The 15,445-nt window shown below is 68.5% G+C and carries 10 protein-coding genes and 1 pseudogene; 5 read left to right on the forward strand and 6 right to left on the reverse strand.

Annotated elements, in window-relative coordinates:
- Positions 1-2,438 precede the first annotated feature (2,438 nt).
- Positions 2,439-4,319: a sacsin N-terminal ATP-binding-like domain-containing protein gene (locus ACZ6ZN_RS06130; RefSeq protein WP_469643426.1), complete on the reverse strand. Its 1,881-nt coding sequence runs from the start codon at positions 4,317-4,319 to the stop codon at positions 2,439-2,441.
- A 1,264-nt stretch (positions 4,320-5,583) separates the two neighbouring features.
- Between ACZ6ZN_RS06130 and ACZ6ZN_RS06135 the strand changes: the two are divergent.
- Together ACZ6ZN_RS06135 and ACZ6ZN_RS06140 are read left to right on the forward strand one after the other, a co-directional pair.
- A pseudogene (locus ACZ6ZN_RS06135) lies at positions 5,584-5,761 on the forward strand (LysE family transporter); the annotation flags it as partial.
- 105 nt (positions 5,762-5,866) lie between these two features.
- The gene (locus tag ACZ6ZN_RS06140) at positions 5,867-6,568 is read left to right on the forward strand and encodes a GNAT family N-acetyltransferase (RefSeq protein ID WP_469643987.1); all 702 of its coding nucleotides are present in this window, start codon (positions 5,867-5,869) and stop codon (positions 6,566-6,568) included.
- Here the strand turns inward: ACZ6ZN_RS06140 and ACZ6ZN_RS06145 are convergent.
- Positions 6,540-6,914: a sulfurtransferase TusA family protein gene (locus tag ACZ6ZN_RS06145; RefSeq protein ID WP_366252546.1), complete on the reverse strand. Its 375-nt coding sequence runs from the start codon at positions 6,912-6,914 to the stop codon at positions 6,540-6,542. The two genes, ACZ6ZN_RS06140 and ACZ6ZN_RS06145, sit on opposite strands and share 29 nt — an antisense overlap.
- Before the next feature lie 181 nt (positions 6,915-7,095).
- On the opposite strand from ACZ6ZN_RS06145, the gene ACZ6ZN_RS06150 reads away from it, so the two are divergent.
- Positions 7,096-7,323 (forward strand): hypothetical protein, encoded by a 228-nt coding sequence (locus ACZ6ZN_RS06150; RefSeq protein ID WP_469643429.1) that lies wholly within the window; start codon positions 7,096-7,098, stop codon positions 7,321-7,323.
- A 390-nt stretch (positions 7,324-7,713) separates the two neighbouring features.
- On the opposite strand, the gene ACZ6ZN_RS06155 is transcribed toward ACZ6ZN_RS06150, so the two are convergent.
- The 4 genes from ACZ6ZN_RS06155 to ACZ6ZN_RS06170 form a co-directional block, all read right to left on the reverse strand.
- The gene (locus ACZ6ZN_RS06155) at positions 7,714-9,084 is read right to left on the reverse strand and encodes a cytochrome P450 (protein ID WP_469643431.1); all 1,371 of its coding nucleotides are present in this window, start codon (positions 9,082-9,084) and stop codon (positions 7,714-7,716) included.
- Between the two features lie 298 nt (positions 9,085-9,382).
- Positions 9,383-11,152, reverse strand: coding sequence for a phosphatidylglycerol lysyltransferase domain-containing protein (locus ACZ6ZN_RS06160; RefSeq protein WP_469643433.1), 1,770 nt, complete (start codon positions 11,150-11,152; stop codon positions 9,383-9,385).
- Between the two features lie 163 nt (positions 11,153-11,315).
- On the reverse strand, positions 11,316-12,848 hold the full coding sequence (locus ACZ6ZN_RS06165) for an MFS transporter (RefSeq protein WP_366252550.1): 1,533 nt from the start codon (positions 12,846-12,848) through the stop codon (positions 11,316-11,318).
- Entirely contained in the window at positions 12,845-13,396 is a 552-nt protein-coding gene (locus ACZ6ZN_RS06170) for a TetR/AcrR family transcriptional regulator (protein ID WP_366252551.1), read from the reverse strand. The genes ACZ6ZN_RS06165 and ACZ6ZN_RS06170 overlap by 4 nt, the downstream gene beginning before the upstream one ends.
- A gap of 200 nt (positions 13,397-13,596) precedes the next feature.
- Between ACZ6ZN_RS06170 and ACZ6ZN_RS06175 the strand changes: the two genes are divergently transcribed.
- Both ACZ6ZN_RS06175 and ACZ6ZN_RS06180 read left to right on the forward strand, forming a co-directional pair.
- Positions 13,597-14,772, forward strand: a complete 1,176-nt coding sequence (locus ACZ6ZN_RS06175; protein WP_366252552.1) for an FAD-dependent oxidoreductase — start codon at positions 13,597-13,599, stop codon at positions 14,770-14,772.
- A gap of 97 nt (positions 14,773-14,869) precedes the next feature.
- The gene (locus ACZ6ZN_RS06180) at positions 14,870-15,424 is read left to right on the forward strand and encodes a TetR/AcrR family transcriptional regulator (protein WP_451833993.1); all 555 of its coding nucleotides are present in this window, start codon (positions 14,870-14,872) and stop codon (positions 15,422-15,424) included.
- Positions 15,425-15,445: the final 21 nt, after the last annotated feature.

Below are 15,445 nucleotides of genomic sequence, written 5' to 3' on the forward strand. Positions count from 1 at the left end.
TCTATCCTCCTCGAGTTGGTACACCCGGCTGTGCGCCCCTCTGATGCCCGTAACCGTCACACTGCTGCTCGGACGGCAAGTCAGCTGCTGGAGCGGCTGCGGGATGATGCGTACAGAGACGGGGCCGGCCCCGGACTCCAGCCCGGAGACGACGACGAGGAAGAAGTCGTCACTCTCCACTGCTCGCTGGAACTCCGCGGGCGTCAGCAGCACCGTGTCAGGCTCGGTGTCTTTGTATGCCTTGAGTTCGTAGAACCTCGACAGTGCGTCCACCGCGTCGGCGCCGAGGCCACGCTGGGCTCGTAGGTCGCGCAGCCAGTCATCATCGGCGCCGAGTGCCTTGCGCACCACGTCCAGAGCCACCTTTTCCTGCTCCAGGCTCGTGTAGGCGCGCGGTGGCGTGTGCTGTTGGGGGATCGCTGATCCGGCGCGGGGCTGCGGCAGGCCGGACGTTCCCGATGTGTACCCGCTCGGCCGTGCGGTGGGCGCGTCCGCGGCCGAGGGCCTCGGTGGCGTGATGATGCCGCTCGGGTCGACGAGCCGGAGTCTGCCGGGGTGTACGAGCTTGCGCGGTGGAGCGGCGGGAGCCGCAGGCGGGGCTGATGGCCCCGTCGCGGGCGGCGGTCCGCCGGTTACAAGCGGGAGGATCACCGCCGTGCGTGAGGTACCGGCTGCCGTGCCGGCCTGCGCCTTGGCCGCGGTACGGCGTTGGTCCACCTCGTTTCCGAGTTCCAGGAGCCGTCGTTCGCGTTCGGCCTCCGCGGCTTCCCGGTCGCGCCGCACCTGGTCGTCGGCAAGGCTCAGTTGTACGGCCGTACGGCCCTCCTCGGCCTGGTCACACGCTGCTCCCCAGGCGAGGGCCACCTCGCGGCGGCTGCCCGGAAACCGGTCGGCGATCGACCGGCCCACCCCGGATGTGCGTGTCAGAGCGGCAGTGTCACGTACGTACAACGTGCCCGAGGACCAGTCGATCCCGGCGTCCACGGGCACGTGCACCGTCTCGCCCGTGTCCGGAAGATCGAGGCAGCAGGCCAGGTGAGGGGCGATGCATACAGTCAGGTCAGCCAGCTGGCCCCACGAGCAGTCCAGGGACTGCGCAACGCTCGCGGCGTTGCGCTGCAGGTCCTCGCGGAGGTGGGTGACGGCTGACCGGACCAGCGCTGTGGCGTCCGGGTCCGCCGGGGCCGGGCCAGGGCTGTACACGGTGACATGCTCTGCGGCGAGCTCGCTCACGCGCAGGGCTCCGATCAACGGTCGGAACTGCTCCAATTCGGCTCCCGGGTACCACACCGCACGTTCCCGGCCCAGCACCTCGGCTACCACTGGGTCTTCGACGGCGTACACGGGCCGCTTGCTTCGCCAACCCTGGCTCGTCCAAAGAGGGAGGCGTCCCAGGCGCTTGGCCGTCAACGCGCCGGGATGGGTACGGCCAAGAGCGGCGAGCATCTTCAGGGTCTCCAGGACAATGGACTGGGTCGTCCCGTCCGGCTCGTCCCGACCCTGCTTCCGGTCCTGCTGTGCCAGCTCCCTGATCACGGCCGTGGCGTCGTCCACAGTCGGCAGGCGCACTGCGAGCCGCTGCCAGAACTCCTCGCTGCCTGGAAACGTGGGAGCGAACGCACGGAGCGGACCGAAGAGCGGCGCTCCGCGCAGGCACTGGCTCGGCCGGCGCCAGCCGGAGTCCGTGAGGACGAGGCCGCTCCCCTCGCCGAATGCCCGGAGGACCGAGCCCAGGGACATCTCCGCCGAGGCTCTCTCGCCACGGCCGAAGGCGCGCTCTGCCAAGGCTTGGTAGAGGATCAGCGCCGCGGGCACATCCCTGTCGCCGACCTCTTCCTCCCGTCGGCGCAGGCGCTGCAGACATTCCACGAGGTCCTCCGTGCGGGCCTCTGCAGAAATGCCGAGGGCGCGCAGCACATCACTGCGTCTGCCGACCAGTTGCTGGATCTCGGGATGGAGGAATCGCTCGTCGTCCGCCCCGTACACCGCGACCGTGCCGGTGGTCCGCATGTGGAGTCGAGCCGGGGCAGACAGTGCGCCGTTACCGGCGTCCAGCCATGGTGTGTCGCGCAACTGCCACAGCCAGAAAGCTGCGGTCCTGCCCCGGTTCTGCCATGCGTAGTAGTCGTAGACGGCATGCACCTCGTCGTGGTCGGAGAAGCGGCTCCATGCCCGCCCGAGGACGTGAAACAGCGCTGCCGCCCTGCGCCTGCGGAGCTGCGGGTCCTGCTCCACCGCTATGCCAGAGGCGACGGCCCGTAGGTCGGGGCTTTCGTAGTCGTCGAGCGTGAAGGTCGCTCCCAGAACGCGCAGGGCATCAGTGCGTGCTCGAGGTCCCGAAATGACCTCCGCCGGCAGCCCCTTCGGGCTCTGCGTGAAGCGTTCCCGCGCCCCCGGGTGCCTGCGCAACCTGGGCGCGGTCTCCGCGCCCAGGAGCCTCAGGAACTTACGGGCGCCCATCCCGGCGCCGCCGCGCTGCAGGACCTCGGCGTACCGGGGCCGCAGCCACACCAGCCCGGCCGTGCGACCGGCGGCGAAGGCGAAGCTCTCCTCGCGTTCCGAACTGTCCAGTCGGGCAGGTAGGTACGCCCGGGCGGGAGCGACGTCGATGTCTTCACGTTTTCCGGCCCGGTCGTAGCGATGCCCCTGCAGCCGGATTGCGTGGCCCACGTCGCGCCCAAGGTCTCACGCTCGTGGTCCGGCACGCGTGCGAACCCGTCGCGCAGTTCGATGAGCTGGTCATCTGTCAGCCGCAGTACGTTCGGGCCGCTGCTCCCCGCCGCGCCGATGGCCGCGAGGCGCCGGATCACGGCCACCGCGTCCGCGTCGGTCAGCAGCGCCTCCCGCTTACGGAGCCATGTCCTCACCGACCGCGCCTCCTCGGTGTCGGCGAGGAACGCCGGATGGATTTCCCGGGAGAATCCGAGACTTGCGCCGAGGCCCCGCGGGGCGTCGGTGAACACCGCTGGTTCCGCGGACCAGGGCACACGGTGGCGGCCCCCTGAGCTGTCCACGAGCCAGCGGCTCGACAGCAAGGAGGAGGAGATATTCGAGGCAAGTCCCACCGCGGCGAGGCGGATGTTCGCCTGCGGCGACCGGGTTTCGTCGTCGAGGAGGCGTAGCGCGTCGTAGAGGTCCACCGTCACGGGAACCGCACTGTCGTGATTCTCCCAGTCCGCCAGCACCTCACGCCATCGACCGTCCTCGTCCCGCGCCACCTTGGGCAGCACGGCGGTCCGCTCGGCGACGCGGGAGATCTCTTCTTCGGTGACCACGCCCACCAGCGTCTCGTCCTCCACCGCGAGATCATCCAGGCTGAGCGGCCCGTAGCCCGGGACGTCCAGAACAAGACCGTGGGACACGCCCGCTCTGGCACGGTCGAGGAGTAGTCGCTCCAGCGCGGCGACCGGGTCGCGGGAGTCGCGCATGTCGTCGGGGAGCGGCACGGCGCGCCAGGCCCGTGCCGGATCCCGCCGGAACTGCCACAGGGCGGCGGCCGTCCACAGGTCGCCCACCAGTTCATTCAGTGCGCGGTTCCACGGGGTGTCGTCGAGCGCCTGACGGCTGGCGATCGGATCGAACTGGGCGCTGATACAGATGGACAGAGCGGTGTCCGCGACCGGAAGACCGGCGTAGATCCGCCCGGCGTCATCGGGTCCGAGAGGAAGAGCCACAGCGATTGCGGTGGTGGACCCCACCGCCTTGTGAGACCGGGTGATCCCGGGTGGGCTGGGAACGGTCGTACGGCAAATCAGCCACCGGGACCCGTCGCCGGCACGTGCCTCGCCGGTCTCCACGTCGGCGCTCCGCCCGCCCACCACGGCCTCGAACGGCTCGCCGGTCTCACGGTCGAGCGCCAGCCGGTGCCGGACACGACCTTGCTCGTCCAGGTGCGTGACGCTGCCGACACTACCGAGGAAGAGCAGCGCGCTGTCCCCCCACTCGGCAAGCCACGCGTCCACCTCGTCCGCGCCGAGCACGCCCGGCTCCAGAGGAACCCGTAGAACCGTCCAGGTGTCGCCCGCGAACCAGTCAGGCAACGGGAACGGCCTGGCCACGGCGATGTCAGGATCGCCGACCCGGAACCGGTAATGCCCGCAGTGAACCTCCAGATGCGGGGAGAGGGACTGGAGGGTCATCAGGCCGATCCCGAACCTACCGGTGGATTGCGCCTGCTCTGCCTTGCTCGTCAGCCAGGGCATCGCCAGGGCCAGAACATCCGGCAACCGTACGGCACTACCGTTGTGGGCGACGAGGAGTTCCCGTCCCCTCGTCAGAATGCGTACGTCGGTGGCGCCGAGGTCCTCGGCGTTCTGCACGATCTCCGAGAGTCCCTGGAGACGGTCGCTCGACAAGTTCCCCGCGTGGTCTCGGGTACGTCTCAGCGCGTGCCGTACTTGACCGTCCAGTCGCGCGAACCGGCTGCCGAGTCGCTCGACCGCCGCCTCAGTCGCCGCCTCACCCTCCGGCTCCGGTACGACGGCTCCTTCTGGGATGCCCTCCATGGAGAAGAGCGCATCGGCGGACGCAATTCCCCGCTCCACCGCAGCCGTTCGACGCACCGCACCCCCCGTGCTCATCTCCGCCCCCACGTACCTCGTCGCTCCCTGCGACACAGGGTAACGAGGCCAGCGCAATCAGCACACGTCTATCCGAGACCTGTCGCCGTATAGCCCAAGCCCAAGCCCAAGCCCAAGCCCAAAGAACAGACCTAACGCGCTACTCGACAGGTTGAGCCCGCCAAGTCGATTGACCCGCGCCATCTGGTCCAGGAAGACCACCTCACACTCCGTCAGAAACAGCGTCAAACGAGCGTCAAGACATTTCCCGAACCCGTCTCTGACGGAGTTGAGCAGAGCGTTCTGGACTCACGCTCCCGCTGCGAAACCGCAGGTGAGCCAGTGGCGGCTACCTACAACATGCTCCACGCGGTGAACTTCGGGAAACAGGTCGAGCATCACCGGCCACATCTGGAAAACACAAGAAAGCCGCAGGTCAGAGCCCCTTTGCAGTAGGCTCCAAAATCGCCACGCACTCCACGTGCGACGTCATCGGAAAGATGTCGGTCTGCGACTGCTACGAGAAAGGCCAGGTCAGAGCGGGTTTTCCGACTCGCTGTGTCGCGCGTGGGCGCCCTGAGCGTCAAACGGGCGTCACGGTCGGCAGACCAGGAACATGGGGAAGAGCTGTGGAGCGGACCCCGGCCTACCAAGGATGCTCGCACGAACATGGGCGGGTGGAACCGAGTAAGACGAGAGCCGCCTCCACGGCGTCCCGGGAGAAACAGCCCATGGCCGCCACGAAGCATGGCCGCCGGTAATTCGCGGCACGTCGTACCGCCCCGGGACCGGTGCTACGGCAGGTGACCGGGCTCAGGCGAAACCGGTCGTCCGCTCCATCCGCAGGCGGCGGGCAAACCTGTGGACAACGGCCTCAGCCTCGGATGTGAGATTGGGGGGAATGCTCATACAGTTCTTGACCGCTGTCGGTGTCCTGGCTGGGCTGACCATAGTGCCCGGGCCGGACATGACCGTCGTGACCTAACGGGCCGTCGCCTCCGGGTGGCAGGACGGGCTACGGACAGTGAGCGGGATCACTGCGGGACTGCTGGTCTGGGGGGGTGCTCACGGTGGCCGGCCTCGCCGCCGTCCTGGCCGCGTCCACCACCGCGTATACGGTGGTCAAACTGGTCGGCGCCGCCTACCCCGTCTTCCTCGGTGTCCAGGTGCTGCGTCAGAGCCGTCGCGTCCGGTCGCAGGCGTTGGCTCGGCACACGCGGCTGCGTCGAGGACACCGCGCCCGGAACGCTGCCGGTCCCGCCCCGACTGTACGACCACTGCGCCCACCAGAGAGGAACAGGACGATGATGCACGACGACGACCCGGTACTCGACGATCCGGTAGGTGAGTCGCTCGGCGGTCGGCACGCGCATCTCGCCCGGAGGCTCGGCCGGGCCGCCACCTATCTCACCGAAGTGGCGACTTTCTCCTCCGTGTCCGCCGACCCGGACGCGGCGGACTGGAGCGACCTGGCCCGACTGCTCGGTCCGGGCGCCTTCGCCGACATGTTCAACTGCCCGGCCGTTGCGCCGGCGAACTGGGAGCCGGTCTTCAGCCTTGAGGGCCGTCAGATGATCTGGCCCGGTGGTAGCCACCCGGACCGACCGGGTTCCGAGCGCGGCACCGATGTGGTCGAGTTGGGGGCGGAGAGCGTGCCCGAGATGCTGAATCTCGCCGCGCTGACCGAGCCGGGGCCGTTCTGGCCCCGTACCCATGAACTCGGCGCCTACCTGGGTGTCCGGGTCGACGGCACTCTGGTGGCGATGGCCGGTGAACGCCTGCGTCCTCCGGGCTGGACCGAGATCAGTGCCGTCTGCACCGCTCCCGGGGCGCGCGGGCAGGGCCATGGCGCCCGCCTCGTCCGCGCTCTCGCCGAGCGCATCGTGGCGCGTGGTGAGCGTCCCTTCCTTCACGTGGCCGAGACGAACACCGGCGCGATCACCCTGTACGAACGGCTCGGCTTCAAGACCCGCAGGCCGGTCACCTTCCGCGGCTTCCGGACGCCGTGACGTTCCGCGTATGCGATGTGCCCGGAACGGCCGGCCGACGAGATGCGTCACCGGCGCCGGAGCGGGTGCCAGGAAGCGTCCGAGCGGGTGACGAGGGCGTCGGCGGTGCGCTTCCAGGCGTACACCGGCCGTTCGCCGGGGCGGGGCCTAGGTAGGTGTGGCCGGTCATGTGGCACCAGGCGGGCAGGTCGAGCGGTGCCGCGGGGTCGGTGGCGATGACGTGGACGACGGTGCCCGGCGGCACGTCGGCGATCTGATCGCGCAGGCGGAGCAGGAGGGTGACGCAGAGCAGGCCGGTGCCGTCGACGGTCAGGACCGGTTCGGCGGACGGAGGCGTGCGCGTCATCGGACGGTGTAGTCGAGGCGACCGTGGGCGCTACGGTCCCGTCCGGCGGCAAGACCGCCGCGCCGAAGAGGTCCAGGCCGCCTGGCGGTGTGCTGCGAGGACGTGGCGGCGGGCTGATCGGTATCGACCGCGTACTGCTGCGGAGCGTTCCGCTCGCCACGGGCTGGAACGGCCTGCTGGGGTGGCCGCCCTGAACAAGGCGGGCTTCGAGTGCGGCGTGCACTACCCCGAGTACCTAGATGCGGACGGGACCGATGAAAAGAGCAAGGCCCTTCAGGAAGAAGACACGGACAGCACGCTCTTCAACGAGGAGGAGCGGGCTCTGATAGCCCTCACCGACCAGACGCCACAGCGACATGTCACGTACCGGCTGCCGGCGTCGCGGTGGTCGGTACGGGCGCAGACCTGACCGGTATCGAAGTGGCGCGGTCGAGCCGCGTTCACTGGTAACGCGGCGTCGAAGACGGTCGCTCGCAGCGCCGGCGGAGGCTTCCGCATCGAGCGTCATCCGAGCGTCAAGAATCGCCGAACACCCCTCCGAAGGCGTCGCCCATGCAGGCACCTCGTTCACGAACCCGCAGGCCGGCAAGACGCAAAGACTGATCCGACCGCTTGAACCGCTACACGGAGGAGAATAGGTCGAGAAACCCGCGCAGGTTCGAGGATCGCCACGCACTCCACGTGCGACGTCCTGCGGAGGAGGTCCGCCGTCCACGGCGGCGGATCACCGCTTGCGCCTCGGGCTCATCGGCCGCCTGTCTGCCGATGGGCCCGTTCGTCTCGCGCGGCGAGACTCCCTTCATCCAGTTGCGGACACACGGAACGGCAGACGGGTGAAGCCGCTGACTGCTCCGCCAGGTCTGCGGACCGCCCGCCCCGCCGGTCGCAGGTGTGGCAATCGGCTGGCCAGGGTCCACAGGGCGATCTCTCCCGCCAGCCGAGCCAATGAGATCTCAAGTCTCATGGCACCGTCCGCAGTGAGGTGACTGGGCTGGCAACTCCGTGCGAGGTCGAAGCGGGCAGGGTAGGGGAATCGCAGACCGTCGCGGTGGGCCGCGGCGAGCACAACCAGAACACCGCTGCGAGGTGGCAGGGGGCTACCTCCCACCTCGGCCTGCTCGGAGGCGATACGCAGGATGAACCGGCGCGGAGGATCGAAGCGCAGGGTTTCGTCGACCGCCTTGGCCGCGAGGTTCGGTGCTGTCCTGAGTGTCTGCCATTGCTCAGGGCGGGCCGCCAGCGCGGCCACCGCGTTACCGATCAGACAGACCGCGATGTCCAGACCGGAGGCGATCAGAGTCCTACAGACTGCGGCGGTCTCTTCCAGACTCGGCTTGTCAGGGACGATGCCCGACCGCTCCGGACTCGTCGACGGTGTCTCCTGGCGGTCACGCCGTTGCACGTGGTCGATCAGCCTGGTCAGGTCGTTCCCTCTCCCGTTTGCGCTACGGGGAGCGGTGAGTCGGCTGATCAGGTCGCCTCCAGGGCTCTGTCGCCGCTCACGCTCCAATCGAATGACCAGGGCTGCCAGGTCCTCATGCGCGTCCTCGACCGCTTCGCTCCGTGCTGCTGAGGGCGTCCCGTGGACGGATCTGCCGATGACATTGCACATGTCGGCGAAGCGTGCTGAGTCCGCTGACGGAATACCGAGCACTTCACCGAGGCAGGCGACAACGAGTGGAAAGGCGAAGTCGTTCACGAGGTCTATGGAGTCGGCTTCAGCGTGCCGGCGAAGCAGGTCGTGAGCGACGGTGTCGATTCGTGTGGCGGCCTGATGCAGCGCCGGGTGCAGCAGCGGTTCGGCGATGGCGTACGCCTCGTCGGATCGCTTCGCAGATGAGCGGCGCCCCTCAGTGCGAGCCGGCGCCGAGCATGCGAGCGCGCAGGTGTCCGCGGGGTGGGTGAGTGATGCGCAGGTCGAGAAGCGTGGATCCTGGAGGACCTGGTGACAGCCGTCGTACGAGACGACGGCGAACAATCCCGTGCGACTGCGGTGGACTGACCCCTGAACTCGCATCTGCTCGTACAACGCACTGGCGTCACCCCGGAAGCCCGGCGCGATGAGCTTGGCCACAGGGTCACCGGTGCGGGCCAGGAACTTCGTCTTCATGCTGTGCGGGCCGAGGGTGCCTGCGCAAGGCGGCTCGATGTCGTTGGGGTGGTGGTTCATGGTCTTCCCCTCAGCAAGCGACTTTGGGCTGGGCGCTGGTCACGACTGATATCCGCGGGCGTCCGGAGCTCTGGGGTCGTCGTGCACTCGTCGTTGATGCGAGTTCTGCCAGGTTGGCGGCAGGGCCTGAGCGACACGTTCCGCAGGTGCGGTGGTGGGTGTGAGCAGGTCGGTGACGACGCGGCTCTCGTTCCGACTCATAACTCATGAGTCAACGGTATTCCAAGTGAGACGTAAATGTATCAGGTGAACCGTAAACGACTCATCGTGTGCTCCTTCCTGAGCGAAGCCCCGTCCGCTAGCGCTGGACTTGCAGGCGTCGGCGGTGGAGCCATTTCGGTAGTCCAGGGGCCTCCAGGAATCCCTCCGCGCGGGCCGATGCCAGTCCTATGCGAGGCAGATCTGCGCTCTTCTCGAAGAGCAGGAAGCGTGGTTCCCAGATCGGGCGGTACTTCGCGTTGGCGCGGTAGAGGGACTCGATCTGCCACCAGCGGGAGAAGAAGCTCAGCAGCGATCGCCACAGGCGCAGTACCGGCCCGGCACCGAGCCGTGCTCCGCGCTCGAACACCGAGCGGAACATCGCGAAGTTCAGGGAGACTTGGGCGGTGTCGATCTCGTCTGCCCGGCGCAGCAGTTCGATGACCATGTACTCCATCAGGCCGTTGTCGGAGTCGCGGTCGCGGCGCATCAGGTCGAGGGAGAGCCCGTGAGGGCCCCATGGCACGAAGGACAGCAGGGCCCGCAGTATGCCGTCGGCGTCGTGGCATTCGACCATCACGCAGCGCCCGTCCTCCGAGTCCCCGAGCCGGCCCAGGGCCATGCTGAATCCGCGCTCGGTCGCGCCGTCGCGCCAGTCGTCGGCGCGCTCGACGAGACGCGCCATCTCGTCGGCGGTAATGTCCTCGTGGCGCCGGATGCGCACGGTGTACCCGGCTCGCCGCACCCGGTTGTGCGCCTGCCTCACGGTGCGCATGGCGCGGCCCTCCAAAGTGAAGTGGGCGACTTCGACGATGGCCTCGTCGCCGAGTTCGAGTGCGTCCAGGCCGTGCCGGGCGTAGACGGTGCCTGCTTCCTCGCTCGCGCCCATGACGGCCGGCACCCAGCCGTGTGCGCGTGCTTCGGCGAGCCACGGGGTGATGGCCCCCGGCCAGGCTTCCGGGTCACCGATCGGGTCCCCGGATGCCAGCGACACGCCGCCCACCACGCGGTAGGCGATTGCGGCCTTCCCGGTCGGGGACCACACCGCGCTCTTGTCCCGGCGCAGTGAGAAGTAGCCGAGGGAGTCGCGCTCTCCGTGGAGCTCGAGCAGTGTCCGCAGCTGTTCGTCATCGTGCTTGGTGAGCGGGTCGACGGCGCGGCGTGCGCGGAACGCGGCGTAGGCGACAGCGATGACGAGCGCGGTGCCCAGCACGTTGATGGTGACGTTGGCCCAGTGCGGGACGGCGATCCCCGGGAAGCGCGACTTGTCCACCGTGACCGTGATCAGCTGCCACGTACCGTAGCGCCAGCGCTCTGTGATGGTGGGCCGGCCCTCGTGGGGCGACTGGTTGGTGGCGGTTACCAGCAACCAGGCAAGCAGGGAAGCCGTGGCCAGACCGCCGACGGCCACGACGGCGGCGAGCTTGGGGTTGGAGCGGTCGCCCTTGGCGTAGAACTCTCGCCGTCCTGCCAGCAGCACGACGACGAACGCGGCAGTGAGAAGAAGTGAGATCCAGTTCTGCGGGTGCCGCCGCCACTGCGGGAAAAACATGGCGAAGCAGACGAGCGCCAGGAAGAGCCCGCTGAGCGCCAGGTTGAGGATCCATGCCGCGCGTTTGCGGCGCCGCATCGTCACCGCGAGGAAGGCCGTGACCACGCCGGAGGCGAATCCGGCGGTCAGCAGGTACGGCGTGAACAGGTCCTGTTGGTTGTGCCGCCGCAAGTCCTGGCCGAGGGAGACCCATACGGCGCTGAGGAAGTTGATGAACGCAACTACCCGCAGATACCAGACGGCGTAGGAGGCGGCCCGCTGCGACAGCGGGGACTCTCGGCCTGCGTCGGTCTGGGGTTTGGCGGGACGGTTGCTCATCGTCTCTTCCGTGTCGTGTCGTCAGGGGGCAGGGCATGGGACAAGGGCACTTCGCCCCTGCGTCGGAGCCACCGGTGATGCGGGCCTAAGCACCAGGGCCCGCATCACCGTTACAGCTTCTGTCTGGGGCGGCAGATACTGCGTCCGCCGTTCAATTCGCTGGTCAGTGCTGGACGGGTTCGTTCGTCAGCTTCTGGCCGCGCAGCAGGAACCAGGCGACGGCAGAGGCCAGAAGGAGCAGCACGGCGCCGACGCCGGCGGCGAGTGCCACACCGTCGACGAAGGACTCGCGTGCCGCCTGCAGCAGTGCTGCGGCCGCCTCGGCGGGCATGTGCACGGCGGCCACGACGGCTCCGGCCAGCGATTCGTGTGCCGCCTCCGGGGTCCCGGCCGGTCCGGTGAAGTCCTGGTAGATGTTGGTGACCACGGAACCCAGCAGGGCGATGCCCAGAGCGGTGCCCAGCTCGTAGGCCGTTTCCGAGACCGCCGAGGCGGCGCCGGCCTGTTCCTTGGGGACGGCGGTGAGGATGATGTCCGAGGTGATCGTGAACGACAGGCCGGCGCCGAACCCGACAAGCAGCAGGGTGGTTCCGATCAGCGGGTAGCCGGTGGTCTGGGTGATCGTGGTCAGCGCGGCCAGGGACAGGCCGATGACGGCCAGGCCACTGGAGACCACCGCGCGCACCGAGAAGCGCCGCGCCGCGGCGCCGGCGACCAGACCGGCCACGACCGCGCCTGCGGCGGCCGGCAGTTCGGCGATGCCCGCTTCGATGGGCCGCCGGTCCTGGACGAGCTGCAGGTACTGGGAGAGGAAGAACAGCAGACCGGAGAGCCCGAGAATGGTCAGTACGTTCGCCAGGACGGCGCCGCTGAAGCCGCGGTTGCGGAACAGCCGGACGTCCACCAGCGGGACGGGCAGAGTGCGCTGGCGCCGGACGAACCCGTAGAGAGCGGCCGCACCGAGCACTCCTGCGGCGAGGGTGAGCCAGGCGAACCCTTCGGCCGCGGCCTCCTTGACGCCGTAGACGACACCGACCATGCCGATCAACGACAGGAAGACACTCGGCATGTCCCACGGCCCCGGGGAGGGGTTGCGCGATTCCGGCAGCATCTTGACCCCGACAATGACCAGTAGCGCCATCACGGGCAGGTTGATCAGGAAGACCGAGCCCCACCAGAAGTGCTCCAGCAGCACACCGCCGACGATCGGGCCGACTGCCATGCCCGCCGAGGCGGCGGCGCTCCAGATGCCGATGGCGAGGCTGCGCTCACGCGGGTCGTGGAAGAGGTTGCGGATCAGCGCGAGCGTTGAGGGCATCAGCGTGGCGCCGGCGACACCGAGCAGCGCCCGGGCGACGATCATCATCTCGGGAGTCTGCGCGTAGGCGTTGAGTACCGAGACCAGGCCGAACGCGGTCGCTCCGATCAGCAACAGACGCTTGCGGCCGATGCGGTCGCCCAGGCTGCCCATGGAGATGAGCAGACCGGCGATCACGAACGAGTAGGCGTCGCCGATCCACAGCAGTTGAGTACCCGAGGGCTGCAGGTCTTCGCTGAGGTAGGGCGTGGCCAGGCCGAGGACGGTGGCGTCCACCGCGACGAGCAGCACGGCCAGGACCAGGACGCCCAGGGCGATCCAGCGGCCCGGAGCCCGTTGGGTGCTGCCCCGCTCGGCCGTACGCAGAGGATGGGTCATGATGCGTCCCTTCGCATCGTGCCACCGAGCAGCAGCTCGGCGATCATGTGAGTGAAGTCGTTGCGGGCCACCCGGCCCTCGATGACGGCCCAGCCGCCGGCGGCCAGCAGGCCGTAGAGGGCCTCGGTAAGCCACACCGCACTGAGGTCGATGCGGAACTCGCCATCGGCCTGACCGCGCCGGAACAGGGCGGTGAGCTGCTCGTCGATACGGGCCCAGCCCGCGTGCTGCCCATCGCCCTCGAAGAGCTGGTTCTCGGAGTAGAGGAAGGCGAGCAGGCTCGTGCAGGGTTCGAGGGCACGGACCAGGCGGCGCACTGCGTCCTCCGCCGTGCCCTCCGCCAGGCGAGCCGAGTCCAAAGCTGCCTCGCACTCAGCGATGCCGAGCTCCTCCAGGGCGCGCACCAGGGCGTCACGTCCGGGGAAGTGACGGTTCAGCGTCGCCCTGCTGATCCCGGCGGCCCGGGCGACCTCTTCGGTGGTCGCCGTTGCCTTGCGCGTCAGCAGATCGGCAGCGGCACGTAGCACTTGATCACGATCGAAGCTCATGAGTCAACAGTAACCCACATGAGACACGAACGTCTCATGCGACACAGAACCGTCTCTCAATGTGGGTCGATGACCTTGAACGACACCGCACCCCCTCTCGACACGGCCAAGCCGCCAGGCGCGTCGATTCCGGCATTGACAGTCATCGACTTCACCATAAACTAGACTGACAAGTCAGACTAGTTTCGTCAGGAGCGCGTATGAACTTCGGGACCGTGGAGCCCGTCCGCCACCGACGGGCTCTCGTCGTGGGGTGCGGAATGGCCGGGTGTGCCGCGGCATGGTGGCTGGAGCGTGAGGGATGGGAGGTCGTGCTCGTCGACAAGGAGGCCGAGCCGTACCCGAGCAGCTATCTGCTGCAGCTGGATGCTGAGGCGACGCGAGTACTGCGGCTCATGGGCGGCCAGCAGATCGTCGACGAGGTGACCTTCGCGGCGCCGGCGATGTCGATGCGGTGGGGCACGCGCAGGGTCCGCGAGCTCAAGATCGACGGTGCCGACGACTGGCGTCTCGCTCGCCGTTCGGTTCTGCTGTCCAGGCTCTTCGCCCACCTGCCCGCAGCGGTCGAGAAGAGGCTGGGAGTCGGGCTCGAGGCGCTGGAGCACCGTAGCGACGACGTCCTTGCCCGGTTCAATGACGGTTCAACGGAGTCGTTCGATGTGGTGGTCGGGGCGGACGGGCTGCACTCCACGGTGCGCCGGCTGACGCTGGCATCCGAAGCGCACAGCGTGTACCGCAATGGCCTGACACACGTATGGATCAACGCCGACGTGCCGCTGCCCGACGGGCGTGCGGTGATCGCCTCCCGTGAGGGGATGCTGTCGATGATCTGGCCATTCCTGGACACCGACCAGACTTCGGTCATGGCGGTTGTTCCCGTGCCGGGCTCGACCGTGCCGGACGAGCCGATGCTGGTCGAGCGGGTCTGCGACATGGTCGAACGCCTGGGCCCGGACATGCGCGCTGTCGCGGCGGCGGCGCGGAAGTCCGAGGACACCAAGCTGACCCGGTTCTCCCAGGTGCGCCTGCCGCGCTGGTACACCCGTCGGGTCGTGCTCCTCGGCGACTCGGCGCACTGCATCGACCCGGTGTCCGGCATGGGCGCGCACGCGTCACTGCCGGGCGCGAAGGCACTGGCCGAGTCCCTGCGGGACACCGATGACGTCACTCTCGCGTTCGCGCGGTTCGAGGCCGAGGTCCGGCCCTTCGCCAAAGCGGCGCAGAGCATCACGGCGCGGGCCGTGGAGTTCAGCACCAGGGCCGAGGGACGCAGCCGCATGGCCACCCTCGCCGGAGGGGTCGGCGACCTGGTGTCCGCCATCCCTGCGACACTGACGAGGCGCAGCATCCGCAGGCAGGCCACCCTCCGGGCCTGAGCCCTCCTGCCTGGCAGGCCACCAGCGTCATGAGGTCGTGTTGCAGCCGGGCACACTGGTCGCCGAACGACGTCGCTACTGCACATGAGAGAGATCAATGGGACGCACAGCAGGACGAGGGCCCGAGAACACCAAGCGGTTGATCCTGGACTCCGCGAGGGGCGTCGTCGTGGCACAGGGAGCCCGGGCGACCCTCGATGACGTGGCAGTCGCGGCCGGGCTGACTCGGGGAGCGGTGATCTACCACTACAGCTCGAAGAACGCGCTGTGGCTCGCGCTGGCCCAGGACGTGCTCGCCCAGTTCCACCAGGCGGTGCAGGACCGTATCGAGGACGGCCAGGCGCCCGGGCGGCTGGCGCGCGCCTTCATCCGCGCATCGCTGGAAGGCGACGCGATCGAACTGGTCGGCGAGCGGCTTTTCCTGCTGGCTGCCCTCGCAGTGACCCCTGGGGTCTCGGAGATCGCCTCCGAGGACGGTGCACGCTGGAAGGCCAAGATGGCCGAAGACGGACTCTCCGTGGGAGCACGCACCGTCATCCTGAACGCCGTCGACGGCGCCGGCCTCATGGCCGGATGGGGGCTGAGGCCCGACCGGTCCGAAATCGCCGCCCTGCGAACCGAGTTGGAGAAGCTCACTACGCCCGGCACATAGCACTGCGTCGACGTCCCAGCC

The sequence above is a fragment of the Streptomyces sp. NPDC053665 genome, from assembly GCF_055585285.1.

Bases quoted from the DNA above. Each gene is read 5' to 3' on its own strand.
- ACZ6ZN_RS06160 (WP_469643433.1), bottom strand. From the start codon at position 11,152: ATGAGCAACCGTCCCGCCAAACCCCAGACCGACGCAGGCCGAGAGTCC.
- ACZ6ZN_RS06180 (WP_451833993.1), top strand. From the start codon at position 14,870: ATGGGACGCACAGCAGGACGAGGGCCCGAGAACACCAAGCGGTTGATC.
- ACZ6ZN_RS06140 (WP_469643987.1), top strand. From the start codon at position 5,867: ATGCACGACGACGACCCGGTACTCGACGATCCGGTAGGTGAGTCGCTC.
- ACZ6ZN_RS06145 (WP_366252546.1), bottom strand. From the start codon at position 6,914: ATGACGCGCACGCCTCCGTCCGCCGAACCGGTCCTGACCGTCGACGGC.
- ACZ6ZN_RS06165 (WP_366252550.1), bottom strand. From the start codon at position 12,848: ATGACCCATCCTCTGCGTACGGCCGAGCGGGGCAGCACCCAACGGGCT.
- ACZ6ZN_RS06175 (WP_366252552.1), top strand. From the start codon at position 13,597: ATGAACTTCGGGACCGTGGAGCCCGTCCGCCACCGACGGGCTCTCGTC.
- ACZ6ZN_RS06155 (WP_469643431.1), bottom strand. From the start codon at position 9,084: ATGAACCACCACCCCAACGACATCGAGCCGCCTTGCGCAGGCACCCTC.
- ACZ6ZN_RS06170 (WP_366252551.1), bottom strand. From the start codon at position 13,396: ATGAGCTTCGATCGTGATCAAGTGCTACGTGCCGCTGCCGATCTGCTG.